Raw genomic sequence first — 17414 nt, forward strand, 5'->3', positions numbered from 1 at the left:
TGGTTACTTTTTGTCGCGTTTGACAAAAAGTGACCCGCCGTAAGGGCGGAAAGGTGATTAAGCGCCACCTTCGAAAATGAATGTTGACCTTGTTGTTGGTGCCCACGCTTGAAAGCGAAGAGCGAAGAGCGAAGAGCGAAGAGCGAAGAGCGAAGAGCGAAGAGCGGAAAAGTACTGGTCTTGATATCGCGCATAGTCCATTTACGATGGCGACGCTTACTCACCTTTTCGCCCTTACGGCGAGTCACTTTTTGCCAAACGCGGCAAAAAGTAACCAAAAAAACGCTGCGCTCCCATCATCCGGCCCCTGCGCTGCGCTCCGGGGTTCCCTCGCGCCGGTCTTGCTCCCGGGAGTACGCGCTGCAGGCCCCATCCATGGGGCCTCAGCGCTTGACGGGCATCCATGCCCGTCACCTCCCTCCGCAAGACCTCTGCTCGGCCTCCTGAAGTCGCGAAGATCAAGATCAAGATCAAGATCAAGATCAAGATCAAGAGCAAGAGCAAGAGCAAGAGCAAGAGCAAGAGCAAGAGCAAGAGCAAGAGCAAGAGCAAGAGCAAGAGCAAGAGCAAGAGCAAGAGCAAGAGCAAGAGCAAGAGCAAGAGCCGGGGACTTGTCTGGGTTTCAGGTTACTTCACTTTGCATGCACAGTAATCGCCACCAACCGCACAACCACCGGCCTGACCATCAATACACAAACGAACGCCACAGGCATCGCCAACTGGTAAGCCTTCAGCACGTTGCCAAGGTACTCAGGGTTGACCCCCGCATTCGCTGCCGTGATCACGAAACACATCAATAGCGCCATGATCGACGACATGTAAAAGGCAAAAACGTAAGGCGTGGCGGCGGGATGCAATTTGCGTCGGCTGCGTGCCTGGGACAAGTTGCTCATGCGAACTCCTGAAAAGTAAGTAGAGACGCAGGTTAGCAACGCCCCCGGCAGCAGCTGTAGACCAGCCGCATTGAGTTCTTTATAAAGAGATTCTTACGAATCCAAGGGCTCAGCATGGACCTGCTCAACGCCATTCGCAGCTTCATCAAGGTGGTCGAAGCCGGCAGTATCGCCGCCGGTGCCCGCAACCTGGGCCTGAGCCCGGCTGCGGTCAGCCAGAACCTGGCACGCCTGGAAGGTCACTTGCAGGTTCGCCTTCTCAGCCGCACCACCCGCAGCATGGCGCTGACACCCGCTGGTACCCAGTATTACGAACGCGTCAGGCACATCGAGCGCGATCTGGCCTTGGCCGAACAGGCCGTCACCACCCCCGACAGTAACCCCCAAGGGCGGCTGTGCATTGCCTCGACGTCCGCCTTCGGTCGCCACGTGCTGGCGCCATTGATACCTGCGTTCAGTGCCCGCTACCCACTGCTTTCGATAGAGTTGGTAACGACTGATCGCCGGGTCAACCACGCGCGGGAGGATGTGGATGTAAGCCTGCGCATTACCCCGCAGCTAGAAGACCAGTTGCTGGCCAGGCATATCGCCCGCATCCCGTTCGTTTGCTGTGCCTCGCCCGGTTACCTGCAAAGCGCCGGCGTGCCGGCCACGCCCGAGGCGTTGCGTGAGCACCGCTGCCTGGTGTTCCGCTACCCGGTGGATGGACGCTTCCTGCGTTGGGGGTTCATGCGCGACGGGCTGCGGTTCGAGGCAGAGTTCGGTAGTGTCCTGATCAGCGACGACATCGATGCCCTGACCCAGATGGCGCTGCACGATGGCGGCATCACCCGCCTTGCCGAGTTCATCGTAAGGCCGCATCTGGATAACGGGGCGCTGGTGCCGTTGTTCGAATACAGCGATAGCGGCCAGGCCTATGCCCAGACCGAACCGATGGATATCTATCTGTGCCTGGCCGACCGCTTTGCCATGACCGCAAAAGTACAGGTGTTCATGGACTACCTGCGCGAATGCCTGGGCGATGACTGGCAGGTGAAGGTGTAAAAAAACCGCCACGAGGGCGGTTTTCATGTCACGCGTATGAATCAGAAGCGGTAGGTAAGGGATGCACCAATACCGTGAGCACTGTTCTCATACTTGGCCTGATAGGTGCCTTTCAGCGCCTGTTGTGTCGGCGAGCCGGACACATTGTTCACCTTGGTATCCTCTTCCCACAGATACGAGTAGGCAACATCGATGGTCATGTCGTCGTTCGGGCTCCAACCGGCACCAAAGCTGACAGCCTTGCGGTCTCCGGTAGGAATGCGCGGCGAGCGATCATGGTTGTTGGTGGGCGACTGGTCGACGGAGAAGCCTGCACGCAGGGTCCACTCCTTGTTCACCTTGTAGGCAGCACCAATGGCGTGTGCCCAGGTGTCATGCCAGTTTTGCTCTTCGGTGATGGTCTGCAGTGGGTAGCCCGTCGGTGCTTCGTTCTTGACAACGATGCTCTCCAGGCGGCTCCAGCGAGTCCAGGTACTACCCGCATAGAGTGTCCACTGGTCATCCAGTTCATGGGTGATCGAGAAGTCCACCGATTCTGGCGTCTTTATTTTCAGGCTGGCGTCGAATTTGCCGTTCAGGCCGAGGGCTGCAATCGGGTACGACACTCGCGTGTCGCCTTCAAGCTTGTAGTCGACCATGGAGTGATAGGTCAGGCCCAGGCGGGTACGGTCTGTGGCTTGCACGAGGACGCCAATGTTGTAACCGATCGCGGTGTCGTCGCCCTTGATCTTGATTTCGCCATCCGGCCCGTTCGGGCCCAGCAGCGCCTTGCTGGACAGATTCGAGCCCAGTTCACCCTTGATACGGTTGATGGTCGGACCGAAACCGATCGACACCTTGTCGTTGAAGGCATAGCTGATGGTTGGCTGGAAGGTGACAACCTCGACCTTGCTCTTCTTGCCCCAGTAGCGTGCCGCGTCGTCGCTGCCGTAGTCCGTGATCAGGCCGTATGGCACGTAAACGCCGAAACCGACGCTCCAGTGATCATCGATAGGTTTGACGTAATAGCCCATGGGTACACCCACGACCGGGACCATGTCGCCATCGGTTTCCCCCCCGAAATTGCTACCACGACCCGAAATATCAGTTTTGGCAATGACAGCCGCGCCACCCACGGTGACCTGTTCGCGCTTGAGGCGAGACATGCCCGCAGGGTTGCCATACACCGTGCTGGCATCTTCGGCAGAAGACGAACGTCCCGCAAACCCGGTTCCCATGCCGCTGATGCTTTGTTCGTTCAGCGCGAAACCTGCGGCGAGCAGTTGGCTGGAAGCAAGTGCAACGGCTACGCCGAGGGAGGCTTTGAGCATTACTTTTTTCATTATTAGAAAACTCCTTGGGATCTCCGGGGCGAAAAGCTACCAACAAATCACGCGCCGCGCTATAGCCTCAATCGCAGGAGATAGAGCGGTTTTGTAGGACAATCCGACCAAAATTCCCTTTTTTCCGGGCACGTTGTAGGACGCGTCTTAAGATGCCTGCGGCAATCTCTGATCTATGCAGGTATGCCAGGCCTGTGTGAAGTCGCGCAGTCGACCTTGGGGGTTGAAAATCTGTCGCCAGATTCGCGCAAGCGCGAGAAGGTCATCGGCGGCAGGCAGTGGCGTGGCCTGCTCTTCGATGAGCATCCAGGCAATCGCGGTTGAATAACGCAGGTTGACGGTGAGTTCCAGGTGCGGGCCGCCGAGGAAGGCGTGCTGGCTGGCCAGGCCGCGGACCAGGCTGGCCAGGTCGGGGTCACGGGCAAGATAGTCGTCCCAGATAGCCTGGTGACGGTGTTCGCCGATACGGTACAGACCGTGCCCACGACGGTCGTGCAAGGCCGACCCCAGGGCCGACTGGCTGGCGGCGATGCCAAGCAACAAGGCTTCGGCGCTGGCGCAGTGACGGTTCAGGTAGACCAGGGTGGGTCGGATCACATACTGACACAATTCATTCGCCGCGATACCCATGATGCCCTCGAGCAGTTAAGGGCCGGACGGGCGCTGGAGCTTGGCAGCTGGTGAGTGATCAGGCCCGCCGGAAGCGGCAAGCACCGCTCGAGTTGAAGTGTAGTGTGATAATCGTGGTGTAAAGGGCTGTTTTTAAATCGATTGCTGCCTGACGTACTTGGCTATATGCCTTAAGGCAATTACGCCACGAACGTTCAGGCAGGCTTGCGATGGCATGATTCAGCGCTTGAATACCGCAGCATTCGCCGCTCACGCGGTGAGCGACTGGCGGGTTCGGGCGATGACCGCCTGCAGCGGTTCACTGCGGCTGTACTGTTCGGGGTACAGGCGTTCGGTGTGGCAGGCGACGCCGTGTTCGTCTACCAGGGTGAAGCTGAAGCTGCCTTTGCGAGGGGCAACGATAAGGCACTTCAACGGCGAGAAGGCCTGGGAGAGGGTGCCAATGGCAGCCTGAATCTGATGATGAGTTTGCATATTGTTGGAGGTTCCTGCTTTAAACACGGGGTTATGATCCGTGCATGATAGAAACGTTCCAGTGACGCCTTTATTAAGGGACGAACGAACCTGACTGGAACAGGGCAGCCAGAGGGAGCGCAATCAAAGGTGGGCGCGTGGGCTGACTGGTAGGTACTTCAGAGGGCAGGCAGCACGCCGGGGCCAAGGTTCTAGGCCGTCGGGGTGGGATCCTGATCAATCTGTCACGTGATTCGTGCTTGAACAGCGCTGGGCTGGCGAGTGAATCATCGAATGGGCCGGTCCTGGTTTCAGCAGCGTCACCCTTGGGAGGAGTGTGTCTGCAAGGACGCTTGAGGCCAGAATTGACTTTCAGCTTGGTACTAACGATGCGCACCTTAACGAAAATACAGGTGCTTGGCAAGGACTTCGTGTTAATACAGGTTAGCCGCGCAGTATGGCGCGTATTTCCCCTGATGGGAAGGGGCTGCAAAAGGCCCGTATCCGGCCTGATGTACCGATTTCGTGCATTCAATTGAAGGTTTTTGGTGCACTTGTTCACATTCGGAGCAGCGCTTGCAACTGCCTTGCAGCATGCCATCACAGCCTCGCCAATGCCTTGACTGGCCGGTTAAGTCAATGAAAAAAAACACTATTTTTAGCTGGTGAAAAAATCGTCAGTTTGAGCGAAAGCCCCAATTCATAGGGGTTTGCGAGGGATGCCAGGGGGTTGTCCACCGAGTTATCCACAGGAACTGTGGATTGTCCCTGGCGCTTGCTCTAGGACGGGCGTGCCAGCAATACAGTGAACTGTCCGACAATCGACATGCTTCAGGAACCCAGTTGGTCATCCACTTGAAAACGTCAAGAAAAGATCATTGAAAATTTTTTCAATCCTGCAGAAATCGGAAGGCCATGTCGCAAAAAAAAGGGTAGAGTGGCGCGCCTTTCGAGTTGCCAATCCTGTTGCTCATGAAGTTTCGCGGTAAACACCTCGCCAGCCCTGCTGCATCGACGCCTGCGCCTCCCCCCAAACGTTTCTCCCTCAAAGTGGCCTTGTGGTTGCTCGACAACCCGCGCCTGGGTGACAAGCCGCAGGTCAAGCACTTGGCCGGGCGCCTGTTGAAACAGCCGGCGCGTCAGGGTGTGGTAGTGGCGCAAAGCCGCCTGGGACAGATGTTGTGCCGTGATTGCGGCAATGCCCGTGACCGGCGTATTGGCCATGAACTGCTGCGCCAGGCGGCCCGCGCCGGTGATCGGCGGGCGCAGCTGGAGTATGCGCGGCTGTGCCAGCACAACGAGCCGGAGCAGGCGCGGTACTGGCTGGAACTGGCGGCGGGGCAGGGGTCGCAGGAAGCGCGGCGGCTTTTGCGGCAGTGGTTCCATGCCTGAGGTGTGTTGCCAGCACTGGCCTTTTCGCGGGTAAACCCGCTCCCACAGGAATAGCTATACCTCGGATACTGTGCAATCCCTGTAGGAGCGGGTTTACCCGCGAAGAGGGCTGAACAGGCAACACACCGCTCAGGCTGATAAGCTGCGATGCATTCATCCAGGATCATTCGGGGTAAGCATGACAGTGGATCTGGCCAGCATTCTGCTGGGCTTGGTGGCAGGTGCATTACCTTGCCTGGGTTGGGCCATGCAGTTGCAGCGTCGCCAGGGCACGCGGCAAGGCGAGCAGGCTTTGCTCGAAGAGCGCCTCAGTGCTGCCCAGCTGGCCCTGGCCGGCCTGCAGGCGCAACTGGACGCCTGCCGCGATGAAATCAGCGATCTCAGCGAAGCCAACACCGTCAAGCAGACCCAGCTGGCCGCCCAGGGCCGTGAGCTGGAACTGCTGCAGATCGACCGTGACAATGCCCGTGATGCCGCTCACGCCTGGAACCTCGAACGTGCCAACCGCGAAGCCGAACTGCGTCGCCTGGAGGCCCAGACCGCACGCCTGGACGCCGAGCTGCGCGAGCAGCAGGAAAGCCACCAGCAGCGCCTGGAAGACCTGCAGGAAGCCCGCGACACCCTGCGCGCCCAGTTCGCCGACATGGCTACCAAGATCTTCGACGAGCGCGAACAGCGCTTCGCCCAGACCAGCCAGCAGCATCTCGGCCAGTTGCTCGACCCGCTCAAGGAGCGCATCCAGGCTTTCGAAAAACGCGTGGAAGAGAGCTACCAGCAGGAAGCCCGCGAGCGCTTCTCGCTGGGCAAGGAGCTGGAGCGCCTGCAGCAACTCAACCTGCGCCTGTCCGACGAAGCCACCAACCTGACCCAGGCGCTGAAGGGCCAGAAAACCCAGGGCAACTGGGGTGAGTTGATCCTCGAACGGGTATTGGAGCATGCCGGCCTGGAAAAGGGCCGCGAATACCAGACCCAGGTCAGCTTGAAGAGCGCCGATGGCGAGCGCTTCCAGCCTGACGTTCTGATCATGCTGCCCGGCGACAAGCAGGTAGTGGTGGATGCCAAGGTCAGCCTCACCGCCTACCAGCAGTTCGTCGCCGGCAACGACGAGGCTGCGCTCAAGCAGCATGTGCAGTCGCTGCGCAGCCACGTCAAAGGCCTGTCGAGCAAGGACTACAACCGCCTCGAAGGCCTGCACAGCCTGGATTTCGTGCTGCTGTTCGTGCCGATCGAGGCCGCCTTCTCGGCAGCCCTGCAGGCCGAGCCGAATCTGTTCCAGGAAGCCTTCGACCGGCAGATCGTGATCGTCAGCCCGACCACCTTGCTGGCCACCTTGCGGGTGATCGACAGCCTGTGGAAGCAGGAACGCCAGGGCCAGAACGCCCGCGAGATCGCCGAACGCGCCGGCTGGCTGTACGACAAGTTCGTGCTGTTCATCCAGGATCTGGACGAGTTGGGCAGCCGCCTGCAGCAGGTGGACAAGGCCTATGCTGCCGCGCGTAACAAGCTCTGCGAAGGGCGCGGCAACCTGGTCAGCCGCAGCGAACAGCTGAAGCTGCTGGGCGCCCGCGCCAGCAAGAGCCTGCCGGCCGACCTGCTGGAGCGGGCGCTGTCCGATGAGGCGTTGCCGGACGAAGCGCTTACTGAACCAGGCTCAGATGGCGATTGAGCATGGCACGCAGGGCCGCCGGCTTGACCGGCTTGGCCAGGTAGTCCAGGCCAGAGGCATGCACCATGGCGATGGTTTCCTTGCTGCCGTCAGCGCTGATCACCACGCCCGGCACCGGCTCGCCAAGGCGCGCGCGTAGCCAGCCCATCAGCCCAGTACCAGTTTCGCCGTCGTCCAGGTGGTAGTCCACCAGCGCCAGGTGCGGGCGCATGCCCTTGGCCAGCAGAGCTTCGCATTCGGCGCGGTTGCGCGCGGTCCACACCTGGCAACCCCAGCGGCTGAGCAGGCTGTTCATGCCGATCAGGATGCTGTCTTCGTTATCTACGCACAGTACCTGCAGCCCGGCCAGTGGCTGGCCGCCCTGTTCCACCGGGGCGGCGGGCGCCGGTGCGGCCTGGTGGGCAATTGGTACGCTGACGCGGAACACCGTGCCCTTGCCCGGCCACGAGCGCACTTCCAGCTTGTGCCCCAGTACCCGGCACAGGCCGTCGGCGATCGCCAGGCCCAGGCCCAGGCCCTTCTCGGCGCGGGTCTGGTGGCTGTCCAGGCGCTTGAACTCCTGGAAGATCACCTGCAGCTTGTCGTCGGCGATGCCGGGGCCGCGGTCCCACACTTCAAGCCACAACTGTTCACCCTGGCGCCGTGTGCCCAGCAGGATCGGGCTCTTGCCGTAGCGCAGGGCGTTGGTCAGGAAGTTCTGCAGCACCCGGCGCAGCAGCTTCATGTCACTGTCCACCCGCAGGCGGCTGCCGCGCAGGCGGAATTCCAGGCCCTTCTCGGCGGCCAGCACCTTGAATTCGGCACCCAGGGTGTCGAACAGCTCGTTGAGGGCAAAGGGTTTGGCATCCGGGGTAATCTTGCCGTTTTCAAGGCGTGAGATGTCCAGCAGGTCGCTGATCAGCTCTTCGGCCGAGCGCAGCGAACTGTCCATGTGCTGCACCAGCTGCCGGGCCTCTTCATTCATGCCCTCGGCCTGTTGCGACAAGGCGGCGGAGAACAGCCGGGCCGCGTTCAGCGGCTGCATCAGGTCATGGCTGACCGCGGCCAGGAAACGGGTCTTGGACTGGCTCACCGCTTCGGCACGGCTCTTGGCTTCGGACAACGCCTGGTTCAGTTGCGACAGCTCCTGGGTGCGTTCCGCCACCCTTTGCTCCAGGCGTTCGTTGGCATCGCGCAGGGCCTGCTCGGCCTCACGGAACGGGGTGATGTCGGTGAAGCTCATGACGAAACCGCCGCCCGGCATCGGGTTGCCGATCAGCTCGATCACCCGGCCATTGGGGAACAAGCGCTCGGAGGAGTGCGCACGGCCCTGACGCATCCAGTGCAGGCGACGCGCCACGTGCACCTGCGCCTCGCCCGGTCCGCACAGGCCACGCTCGGCGTTGTAGCGGATGATGTCGGCGATCGGCCGGCCCACGCTGATCAGCCCGTCGGGGTAGTTGAACAGTTCCAGGTAACGGCGGTTCCAGGCCACCAGGTGCAGGTTCTGGTCGACCACGCTGATGCCCTGGTTGATGTTCTCGATGGCCCCTTGCAGCAGGGCGCGGTTGAACTGCAGCACCTCGCTGGCTTCGTCGGCGATACGCACCACGTCTTCCAGCTGCATGTCGCGGCCTTCGATGGCGGCCTTGACCACGGCGCGGGTCGACGACGTGCCGAGTACGCCGGCCAGCAGGCGTTCGGTATGTTCGATCCAGTCGCCGTCGGCGTTCTGGTTGGGGTTGAAGCCCTTGCCCTGGCGGTAGGCGAAGCGGATGAAGCTCTGCCGGGCGCGTTCTTCACCAACGAAGCGCGAGGCCAGGGTCAGCAGGTCGTCGATCTGCACCGCCAGCAGCGGCTTGCTGCTGGGCCTGGCGCTAGTCTGCTGGCCGATGAAGCGGCCGGCCTGCCAATGCTCGGAAACCCGCGTGCGCGAAAGCACCGAGACCCAGGCGAACAGCGTGAAGTTACCCGCCAGCGACAGCACCACGCCTTGGGTCAGCGGGCTGATCGGCAGGTTTAGCGGATTGCCGTGCAGCCACGCCAACCCCGGAAACAGCTGCAGCGACCATCCCAGGCTGTGCGCCGCGATCGGCAGGACGAGGGTGTAGAACCAAAGGAAGATACCTGCAGCCAGGCCCGCGAATACGCCGCGGCGGTTGGCCTGCTTCCAGTACAGCGCACCGAGCATGGCCGGGGTCAGCTGGGTCACGGCGGCAAAGGCGATCTGGCCGATGGTCGCCAGGCTGGCGGTGGAACCCAGCAGGCGGTAGCTGACATACGCCAGCAGCAGGATCACCACGATGGTCACCCGGCGTACCGAGAGCATCCAGTGGCGGAATGCCTCGAACGGCCGCTCGGCGTTGGTACGGCGCAGCAGCCAGGGCAGCAGCATGTCGTTGGAGACCATGGTCGACAGCGCCACGGCCTCGACGATGACCATGCCCGTGGCCGCCGATGCACCACCGATGAATGCCAGCAGGGCCAGGCTCGGGTGTGCCTCGGCCAGAGGAAGGCTGATGACGAACGAATCGGAGATCACCGTGCCCGGCAGCAGCATCTGCCCGGCCAGGGCGATCGGCACCACGAACAATGCGGCGAGCGCCAGGTACATCGGGAATACCCAGCGCGCCAGGCGCATGTCCTGGGGTTCGATGTTCTCCACCACGGTAACGTGGAATTGCCGTGGCAGGCAGATGATCGCCATCATCGCCACGGCGGTCTGCACCACCATCGACGGCCAATTGATGGTCTCCTGCCAATAGTCCTGAAGGTGGATCGACTGGCGCGCCTGGCTGAACAGGTCGTCGAAGCCGTCATACAGGTTGAAGACGACGAAGATGCCCACGGCGAGGAAGGCCAGCAGCTTGATCAGTGATTCGAAGGCAATCGCCAGGACCATGCCACGGTGGTGTTCGGTCACGTCCAGGCTGCGGGTACCGAAGACGATGGCGAACAGTGCCAGTACCAGGGATACAACCAGTGCGGTGTCCTGTACGCGGGTGCCGGTGGCGTCGGCGTTGGCGCCGATCAGCAGGTTCACGCCCAGCACGATGCCCTTGAGTTGCAAGGCGATGTACGGCAGCACGCCTACCAGGCAGATGAGCGCCACGACCACCGCCAGGGACTGCGACTTGCCATAGCGCGCGGCGATGAAGTCGGCAATCGAGGTGATGTTCTGTTGCTTGCTGATCAGCACCATCTTCTGCAGCACCCAGGGCGCGAAGATCAGCAGCAGCACCGGGCCCAGGTAAATCGGCAGGAATGCCCAGAGCTGTTCGGCGGCCTGGCCGACCGCGCCGAAGAAGGTCCAGCTGGTGCAGTAAACGGCCAGCGACAGGCTGTACACCCAGGCACGCAGCTTCGGCGGCAACGGTGTGCTGCGGCGGTCGCCGTAGAAGGCGATGGCGAACATGATGGCCATATAGACCAGGGCGACCACGGCGATCAGCCCGCTGGACAACGACATGAAGACTCCGAAGCAAAAAGATAACGCGGTCCCGATCAATCAGTCTGGCACGCAGGTGCCGCTTCGTCAGCGCAGACGATGGTCGCAGTGGCAGGTGGTCGCAGGGTTCTCTTTAACCTGTGCCGGCCCTTTCGCGGGTGAACCCGCTCCCACAGTTACTGCACAGGCTTTGAAAGGGGCGCTGTCCCTGTGGGAGCGGGTTCACCCGCGAAGAGGCCAGCAGAGCAGACATCATCCTTTGCGGGTACCCAGCCAATAAAACACCCCCGCCAGTATCACCGACAACACCAGCAGGTAGAAGATCGCCCCCGGCCACAGATGTACCAGGGCAAACCCCACCATCACCGGCCCCAGCGCCGCACCGAGGTTGGACAGGTTCTGCGCGCCGTAATACACCCCACGCAAGTGCTCCGGCGCGATCAGGTCGATGAACATGTACTCGGCCGGGATCACGATGATCTCGCCCAGGGTGAACACCAGCATCGCCAGGCACCACGCCAGCGCCGAACCGGCCAGGGCAAAGCCCAGCAGCCCGGCGATGAACAGGCCCATGCCGGCCAGCAGCCAGGGCATCAGGCGCTGGCGGCTGATGCGGCGGCCGATCAGGTACTGCAGGGCAATCACCGTCACCGCGTTGGTGGTCACCAGGTAACCGATCAGGCGCGCCGCCTCGGCCGGGCTGCTGGTTATCACCAGGTACTGCGACAGGTAGGCAGTGAACTGGCCGAATACTACCGCGCTCAGCACCCCGCCCAGGGTGAAGCATATCAGCCGTCGGTCACGGGCCAGACCCAGCGCCACCTGGCCAAAGCCGACCCCGGGTTTGTCCGGCACACTGGCCTGCAGGCCGCGGTCCCCCAAGCGCCAGTAGGTCAGGCACATACCCAGGCCGAGCAGGGCGGAGGCAATGAACGGCATATGGTCGTTCAGCTCCAGCATGGCCACGCCCAGCAGAGGGCCGGCGGCGTAGCCGACGTTGCTGAGGGTGTACTTGATGGCGAAGACTTCGGCCCGTGCCTCCACCGGCAGCAATGCGCAGAAGCCCGCCTTGGCAGCGATGTCGACCACTGCCAGGGCCAGGTTGATCAGTACCAGGCAGATAAAGAACAGCAGCGCCGAGTTGCTGGCGACCGCGCCGACGAAAGCCAGGGCAAACAGCAGGGTGCTGGCGCTGACCAGGGTGTGGTTGCGCAAGGTGTCCACAAGGTGGCCGCCATACAGGCTCAGCAGCGAGGCGATGATCAGTGCACCACCGATCAGCAGGCCGATCTGGCTGATCGGCAGCTGGAAGTTGTCGGCCAGGTACACCACCAGGTAGGGCAGGGTAAGGGCACGGGCGACGGTGAGGGTGAAGGTGGTGCCGAGCAGCAGGCGCACACTGTGCGGGTAGCGTTTTATGGCGGCGAGCATTACACATCCTTGTTGTTCTGTTTTGCCGGGGGCCAGCATATGCCAACAGAGGCCTGCTGCGCAGGCCTTTCGCGGGCACGCCCGCTCTCACATGCCCTCAAGGCATGTGATATCCCTGTGGGAGCGGGCGTGCCCGCGAAAGGGCCGGTACAGCCCTCCAAAATCCTTGAGCGCTTGCCAGTCAGTGCATTTCCCATGCAGATTTGTGGCTTGTCGCGCCCTGCGCGCCTCCAATTGAAAAGCCCTCAGGACCAAGGACGATGAGTCACTCCTCGCAATTCACCTTGCTCGGCAAGCGGCGTTTCCTGCCGTTTTTCATCACCCAGTCGCTGGGTGCCTTCAACGACAACCTGTTCAAGCAGTCGCTGATCTTGGCGATCCTGTTCAAGCTCAGCCTGGGCGACGGTGACCGTTCGATCTGGGTCAACCTGTGCGCCCTGCTGTTCATCCTGCCGTTCTTCCTGTTCTCTGCGCTGGGCGGGCAGTTTGGCGAGAAGTTCGCCAAGGATGCGCTGATCCGGGCCATCAAGCTGGCCGAGATCGCGATCATGGCGGTAGGCGCGCTCGGTTTCATCACCAATCACCTGGCGCTGATGCTGGTGGCGCTGTTCGGCATGGGAACCCACTCGGCGCTGTTCGGCCCGGTGAAGTACTCGATCCTGCCGCAGGCCCTGCGCGAAGAAGAGCTGGTCGGCGGCAACGGGCTGGTGGAAACCGGTACCTTCCTGGCCATCCTCGCCGGCACGATCGGCGCCGGGGTGATGATGTCGGCCGACAGCTATGCCACCGTGGTGGCTGGTGGCGTGGTCGGCACCGCCGTGCTCGGTTACCTGGCCAGCCGCTGGATCCCGCGGGCCGCTGCCGCTTCACCGCAAATGCCGCTGGACTGGAACATCTTCAGGCAGTCGTGGGCGATCCTGCGCATGGGCCTGGGGCAGCCGCCGGCGGTGTCGCGCTCGATCGTCGGCAACTCGTGGTTCTGGTTCGTCGGTGCCATCTACCTCACGCAGATCCCGGCCTACGCCAAGGACTGGCTGCACGGTGACGGCACGGTGGTGACCCTGGTGCTGACCCTGTTCTCGGTGGGGATTGCCTTGGGTTCGCTGCTGTGCGAGCGGCTCAGCGGGCGCAAGGTGGAAATCGGCCTGGTGCCGTTCGGCTCGTTCGGGCTGAGCCTGTTCGGCCTGCTTTGGTGGTGGCACTCCGGCGATGTGCCGGCTGCGGCGGCACCGCACGACTGGTTGGCGCTGTTGGGCATGGGCCAGGCCTGGTGGATCCTGCTGTCTATCGTCGGCCTTGGGGTGTTCGGCGGCTTCTACATCGTACCGCTGTATGCACTGATCCAGGCCCGCACCGCCGAAGACCAGCGCGCCCGGGTGATCGCGGCCAACAACATCCTCAATGCCCTGTTCATGGTGGTGTCGGCAGTGCTCACCATCATACTGCTGGGCCTGGCCGAGCTGACCATCCCGCAACTGTTCCTGGTGGTGTCGCTGCTCAACATCGCGGTCAACGCCTATATCTTCAGGATCGTGCCCGAGTTCACCATGCGCTTCCTGATCTGGCTGCTCAGCCATTCGATGTACCGCGTGCAGCACCGCGACCTCGAACGCATCCCCGACGAAGGCGCGGCGCTGCTGGTTTGCAACCACGTGTCGTTCGTCGATGCGCTGCTGCTGGGCGGGGCGATCCGTCGGCCGATCCGCTTCGTCATGTACTACAAGATCTACAACCTGCCGGTACTCAACTTCGTGTTCCGCACCGCAGGCGCCATCCCGATTGCCGGGCGCAACGAAGACCTGGCCATCTACGAACGTGCTTTCGCGCGCATTGCCGAGTACCTGGCCGATGGCGAGCTGGTATGCATCTTCCCTGAAGGCAAGCTGACCGGGGATGGCGAAATCGACGTGTTCAAGGGCGGCGTCAACCGCATCCTCGAAGAAACCCCGGTGCCGGTCATTCCGTTGGCCTTGCAGGGGCTGTGGGGCAGCTTCTTCAGCCGTGACCCGGCCAAGGGCTTTTTCAAGCGCCTGTGGTCGCGGGTGACCATCGTGGCAGGCGCCGCCATCCCGGTGGAGGCGGCGCAGCCAGAAGCCTTGCGTGAGCAGGTCAGCCGCCTGCGCGGCAACCTGCGCTAGGGGAGGGCGTCAACTGGCGCTGACTTTCAGGCCGACCAGGCCGGTAATGATCAGCGCCACGCTGACCAGGCGTACCAGGGCCATGGACTCGCCGAACAGGATGATACCGGCGATCACCGTGCCGACGGCGCCGACGCCGGTCCAGATGGCATAGGCGGTACCCAGCGGCAGCTCTTTCATGGCCAGGCCCAGCAGGCCCAGGCTGATGGCCATGGCGGCGACGGTGAGGACGGTGGGCAGTGGCTTGCTGAAGCCGTCGGTGTATTTCAGGCCGACGGCCCAGCCGACCTCGAACAGGCCGGCGAAGAACAGGATGATCCAGGACATGGTGCGTCTCCATCGTTGTGAATGATGGGGCCGTCCCCGGAATGGTCACGCGGTGCGTCGTGAGGTCGTCCTCACAGTGGGTGCCATGGTGCATATATGCAGCCCTCTGGGCAAGCCTGCGCGGGCCTCTTCGCGGGTAACCCCGCTCCTACAGGGATCTCCACAATTTTCAGACCTGTGCAGTACCTGTGGGAGCGGGTTTACCCGCGAAGGGGCCAGTGCAGGCAACATCAATGCCTGGCCGGCTCCCCACCTTCGGCTTCTGCCACAGGTTCCCCCATGCGCCGGAACCAGGTAGACAGCAGCGCCCCGGAAATATTGTGCCAAACGCTGAACAACGCACTCGGCACCGCAGCCAGCGGCGAAAAATGCGCCGCCGCCAGTGCCGCGCCCAGCCCGGAGTTCTGCATGCCCACCTCCAGCGCCAGCGACTTGCGCTGTGCCAGCGGCAGCTTGCACAGCCTGCCGGTCAGGTACCCCAGCAAGTAGCCGAAGCTGTTGTGCAATATCACCACCGCCATGATCAGCAGCCCTGACTCGGCGATCTTCGCCTGGCTGGCCGCCACCACCGCGCACACGATCATCACGATACTCACCACCGACACCAGCGGCAGTACCTGCACCGCCGCCTGCACCCGCGCGCCAAGCAGCCGCTGGGTCAGTACGCCGAGCACGATCGGCAGCATCACCAGCTGCAGGATCGACCAGAACATGTCCATGAAGGACACCGGCAGCCAGGCCGAGGCCAGGAACCAGATCAGCGCCGGAGTCAGCAGCGGGGCGAGCAGGGTGGTGACCGCAGCGATGGCCACCGCCAGCGCCAGGTCGCCGCGTGACAGCCAGACCATCACGTTCGATGCCGTGCCGCTCGGGCAGCAGCCAACCAGGATCACGCCCACGGCGATTTCCGGCGGCAGGTGGAACAGCTGGCACAGCAGCCAGGCCATGCCCGGCATGATCACGAAGTGCGCGACCACCCCCAGCATCACCCGCCAGGGCTGGCGGGCGAGGGCGGCGAAGTCATCGAGCTTGAGGGTGAGGCCCATGCCGAACATCACCAGGCCCAGCAGCGGCACGATGGCCACCTTCAGAGCGATGAACCATTGCGGTTGCAGGAAGGCCAGTACGGCGAACACCAGCACCCACAGGGCGAAGGTATTGCCGACGAAGCGGCTGAGGGTGGCGAGGGCACGCATGGGGGGGCAATTCCTTTTTGTTTTATCGCTTCAAGAATTTCACTGGCCTCTTCGCGGGCAAGCCCGCGAAAGGGCCAGTACGGTCTGAGGATATCTCCCAGGCCAGCACCGGCATTTCAAAACCAGTCAGACCCCTTGCGGAATCTCTTCCCCACCCAGCGCCTCGAACAGCACCGGCAGGAATTCGGCAAAGGTCATCATCATCAGCTGGAAGCTGGCATCGAACTGTTGCGCAGCCTCATCGCCACCATCCTGTTCGGCCTGCTCCTGCAGCAGCTCTTCGAACTTCAGGCGCTTGATCACCATCTTGTCATCCAGAATGAACGACAGCTTGTCCTGCCAGGCCAGGGCCAGCTGGGTAACCACCTTGCCAGTGCTCAGGTGCAGCTGGATTTCCTCGCCGGTCAGGTCCTGGCGCTTGCAGCGCACGATACCGCCATCTTCGGCGGTGTCGCGCAGTTCGCACTCGTCCAGCACATAGAAGCCTTCAGCTGCTTCCTGCGACTTGACCCACTCGGTCATGGTGGCAACCGGTGCGATTTTCACGGTGGCCGGACGCACCGGCAGCGAGCCCATCACTTCACGCAAAGTCGACAGCAGGTCTTCGGCACGCTTGGCGCTGGCCGAGTTGACCAGAATCACGCCCAGGCGCGGTGCGATGGCGGCGAAGATCATCGAGCGGCGAATGAACGCGCGCGGCAGGAAGGCCTGGATGATCTCGTCCTTGATCTGGTCGCGTTCCTTTTTATAGACCTTGCGCATCTGCTCGGTCTCGATCTCTTCGACCTTTTCCTTCACCGCGTCGTTGACCACGCTGCTGGGCAGGATGCGTTCTTCCTTGCGCGCGGCAATCAGCAGGTACTCGCCGCTGACATGCACCAGGGGAGCGTCTTCGCCCTTGCCGAATGGCGCGACGAAACCATAGGTGGTCAGCTCCTGGCTGGCGCAGGGGCGGGCCGGCTTGCTGGCCAGGGCCGCTTCCAGCGCTTCAGGCTCGAACGGGACTTCCTGGGTCAGACGGTAGGTCAGCAGGTTCTTGAACCACATGAGGGGCAATCTCTCCTTAATGCATAAGGCGGGCATTATTCTCCGAGCGGTGCTCTCAGGCCAACCCTGTCGGAGTGCCAGTAGCTGTAGCTGAATGTAAAGATGCACGTGGCAGCTCTAGGTCTTTGAAAGGCCTGAGGTTTTTTTTGAAAAAAGTTAAAAAAGTGCTTGCCAGGGTACGGGGTCGTCCGTAGAATGCGCGCCACACCGAGACGAAGGGTGATTAGCTCAGCCGGGAGAGCATCTGCCTTACAAGCAGAGGGTCGGCGGTTCGATCCCGTCATCACCCACCACTCGATGTTTAGCGCAGCGGTAGTTCAGTCGGTTAGAATACCGGCCTGTCACGCCGGGGGTCGCGGGTTCGAGTCCCGTCCGCTGCGCCATATTTCACTTCCAGGACCTACTGAACACCCGGAAGTAACAGAGAAAGCGACCTCAGGGTCGCTTT

14 protein-coding genes and 2 tRNA genes are annotated in these 17414 nt (G+C 62.1%); 7 read left to right on the top strand and 9 right to left on the bottom strand.

The annotated features are described in order from the left end of the window. Positions 1–403 precede the first annotated feature (403 nt). Positions 404–652: a hypothetical protein gene (locus tag M1D87_RS06400; protein WP_421091873.1), complete on the top strand. Its 249-nt coding sequence runs from the start codon at positions 404–406 to the stop codon at positions 650–652. Here the strand turns inward: M1D87_RS06400 and M1D87_RS06405 are convergent. Beyond that, the gene (locus M1D87_RS06405; RefSeq protein ID WP_061303109.1) at positions 633–893 is read right to left on the bottom strand and encodes a DUF2798 domain-containing protein; all 261 of its coding nucleotides are present in this window, start codon (positions 891–893) and stop codon (positions 633–635) included. The genes M1D87_RS06400 and M1D87_RS06405 overlap by 20 nt on opposite strands. Before the next feature lie 114 nt (positions 894–1007). Here M1D87_RS06405 and M1D87_RS06410 point away from each other — a divergent pair, with 114 nt between their 5' ends. Beyond that, on the top strand, positions 1008–1937 hold the full coding sequence (locus M1D87_RS06410; protein ID WP_421091874.1) for a LysR family transcriptional regulator: 930 nt from the start codon (positions 1008–1010) through the stop codon (positions 1935–1937). 41 nt (positions 1938–1978) lie between these two features. On the opposite strand, the gene M1D87_RS06415 is transcribed toward M1D87_RS06410, so the two are convergent. The 3 genes from M1D87_RS06415 to M1D87_RS06425 form a co-directional block, all read right to left on the bottom strand. Beyond that, positions 1979–3259 carry an OmpP1/FadL family transporter gene (locus M1D87_RS06415; protein ID WP_039614588.1) on the bottom strand — a complete coding sequence of 427 codons (1281 nt, stop codon included), beginning with the start codon at positions 3257–3259 and terminating at the stop codon, positions 1979–1981. A 147-nt stretch (positions 3260–3406) separates the two neighbouring features. Beyond that, on the bottom strand, positions 3407–3889 hold the full coding sequence (locus tag M1D87_RS06420) for a hypothetical protein (protein WP_367245485.1): 483 nt from the start codon (positions 3887–3889) through the stop codon (positions 3407–3409). A gap of 249 nt (positions 3890–4138) precedes the next feature. Further along, positions 4139–4363, bottom strand: coding sequence for a hypothetical protein (locus M1D87_RS06425; protein WP_003257337.1), 225 nt, complete (start codon positions 4361–4363; stop codon positions 4139–4141). Positions 4364–5314: 951 nt separating this feature from the next. Here M1D87_RS06425 and M1D87_RS06430 point away from each other — a divergent pair. Together M1D87_RS06430 and M1D87_RS06435 are read left to right on the top strand one after the other, a co-directional pair. Next, the gene (locus M1D87_RS06430; RefSeq protein ID WP_024086418.1) at positions 5315–5734 is read left to right on the top strand and encodes a tetratricopeptide repeat protein; all 420 of its coding nucleotides are present in this window, start codon (positions 5315–5317) and stop codon (positions 5732–5734) included. A 292-nt stretch (positions 5735–6026) separates the two neighbouring features. Then, complete coding sequence (locus tag M1D87_RS06435) at positions 6027–7400, top strand: DNA recombination protein RmuC (RefSeq protein WP_176483534.1); 1374 nt, start codon at positions 6027–6029, stop codon at positions 7398–7400. Here the strand turns inward: M1D87_RS06435 and M1D87_RS06440 are convergent. Both M1D87_RS06440 and M1D87_RS06445 read right to left on the bottom strand, forming a co-directional pair. Beyond that, on the bottom strand, positions 7372–10848 hold the full coding sequence (locus M1D87_RS06440) for a hybrid sensor histidine kinase/response regulator (RefSeq protein WP_409280185.1): 3477 nt from the start codon (positions 10846–10848) through the stop codon (positions 7372–7374). The genes M1D87_RS06435 and M1D87_RS06440 overlap by 29 nt on opposite strands. 231 nt (positions 10849–11079) lie before the next feature. Continuing rightward, complete coding sequence (locus tag M1D87_RS06445; RefSeq protein WP_421091875.1) at positions 11080–12258, bottom strand: MFS transporter; 1179 nt, start codon at positions 12256–12258, stop codon at positions 11080–11082. 260 nt (positions 12259–12518) lie between these two features. Between M1D87_RS06445 and M1D87_RS06450 the strand changes: the two genes are divergently transcribed. Further along, a complete protein-coding gene (locus M1D87_RS06450; RefSeq protein ID WP_015269262.1) occupies positions 12519–14396 on the top strand; it encodes an MFS transporter in 1878 nt (625 codons plus the stop codon). 9 nt (positions 14397–14405) lie between these two features. On the opposite strand, the gene sugE is transcribed toward M1D87_RS06450, so the two are convergent. From sugE to rdgC, 3 genes are all read right to left on the bottom strand, one after another. Further along, positions 14406–14723, bottom strand: coding sequence for a quaternary ammonium compound efflux SMR transporter SugE (gene sugE / locus M1D87_RS06455; RefSeq protein ID WP_009686221.1), 318 nt, complete (start codon positions 14721–14723; stop codon positions 14406–14408). A gap of 230 nt (positions 14724–14953) precedes the next feature. Beyond that, positions 14954–15919, bottom strand: coding sequence for a bile acid:sodium symporter family protein (locus M1D87_RS06460; RefSeq protein WP_039614584.1), 966 nt, complete (start codon positions 15917–15919; stop codon positions 14954–14956). Between the two features lie 126 nt (positions 15920–16045). Then, positions 16046–16966 carry a recombination-associated protein RdgC gene (gene rdgC, locus M1D87_RS06465; RefSeq protein WP_013971401.1) on the bottom strand — a complete coding sequence of 307 codons (921 nt, stop codon included), beginning with the start codon at positions 16964–16966 and terminating at the stop codon, positions 16046–16048. Between the two features lie 217 nt (positions 16967–17183). On the opposite strand from rdgC, the gene M1D87_RS06470 reads away from it, so the two are divergent. Beyond that, positions 17184–17259: transfer RNA gene (locus M1D87_RS06470), tRNA-Val, on the top strand. A 13-nt stretch (positions 17260–17272) separates the two neighbouring features. Next, positions 17273–17349 (top strand) — tRNA-Asp (locus M1D87_RS06475). Positions 17350–17414 lie beyond the last annotated feature (65 nt).

The sequence above is a fragment of the Pseudomonas sp. SA233 genome (assembly GCF_054792385.1).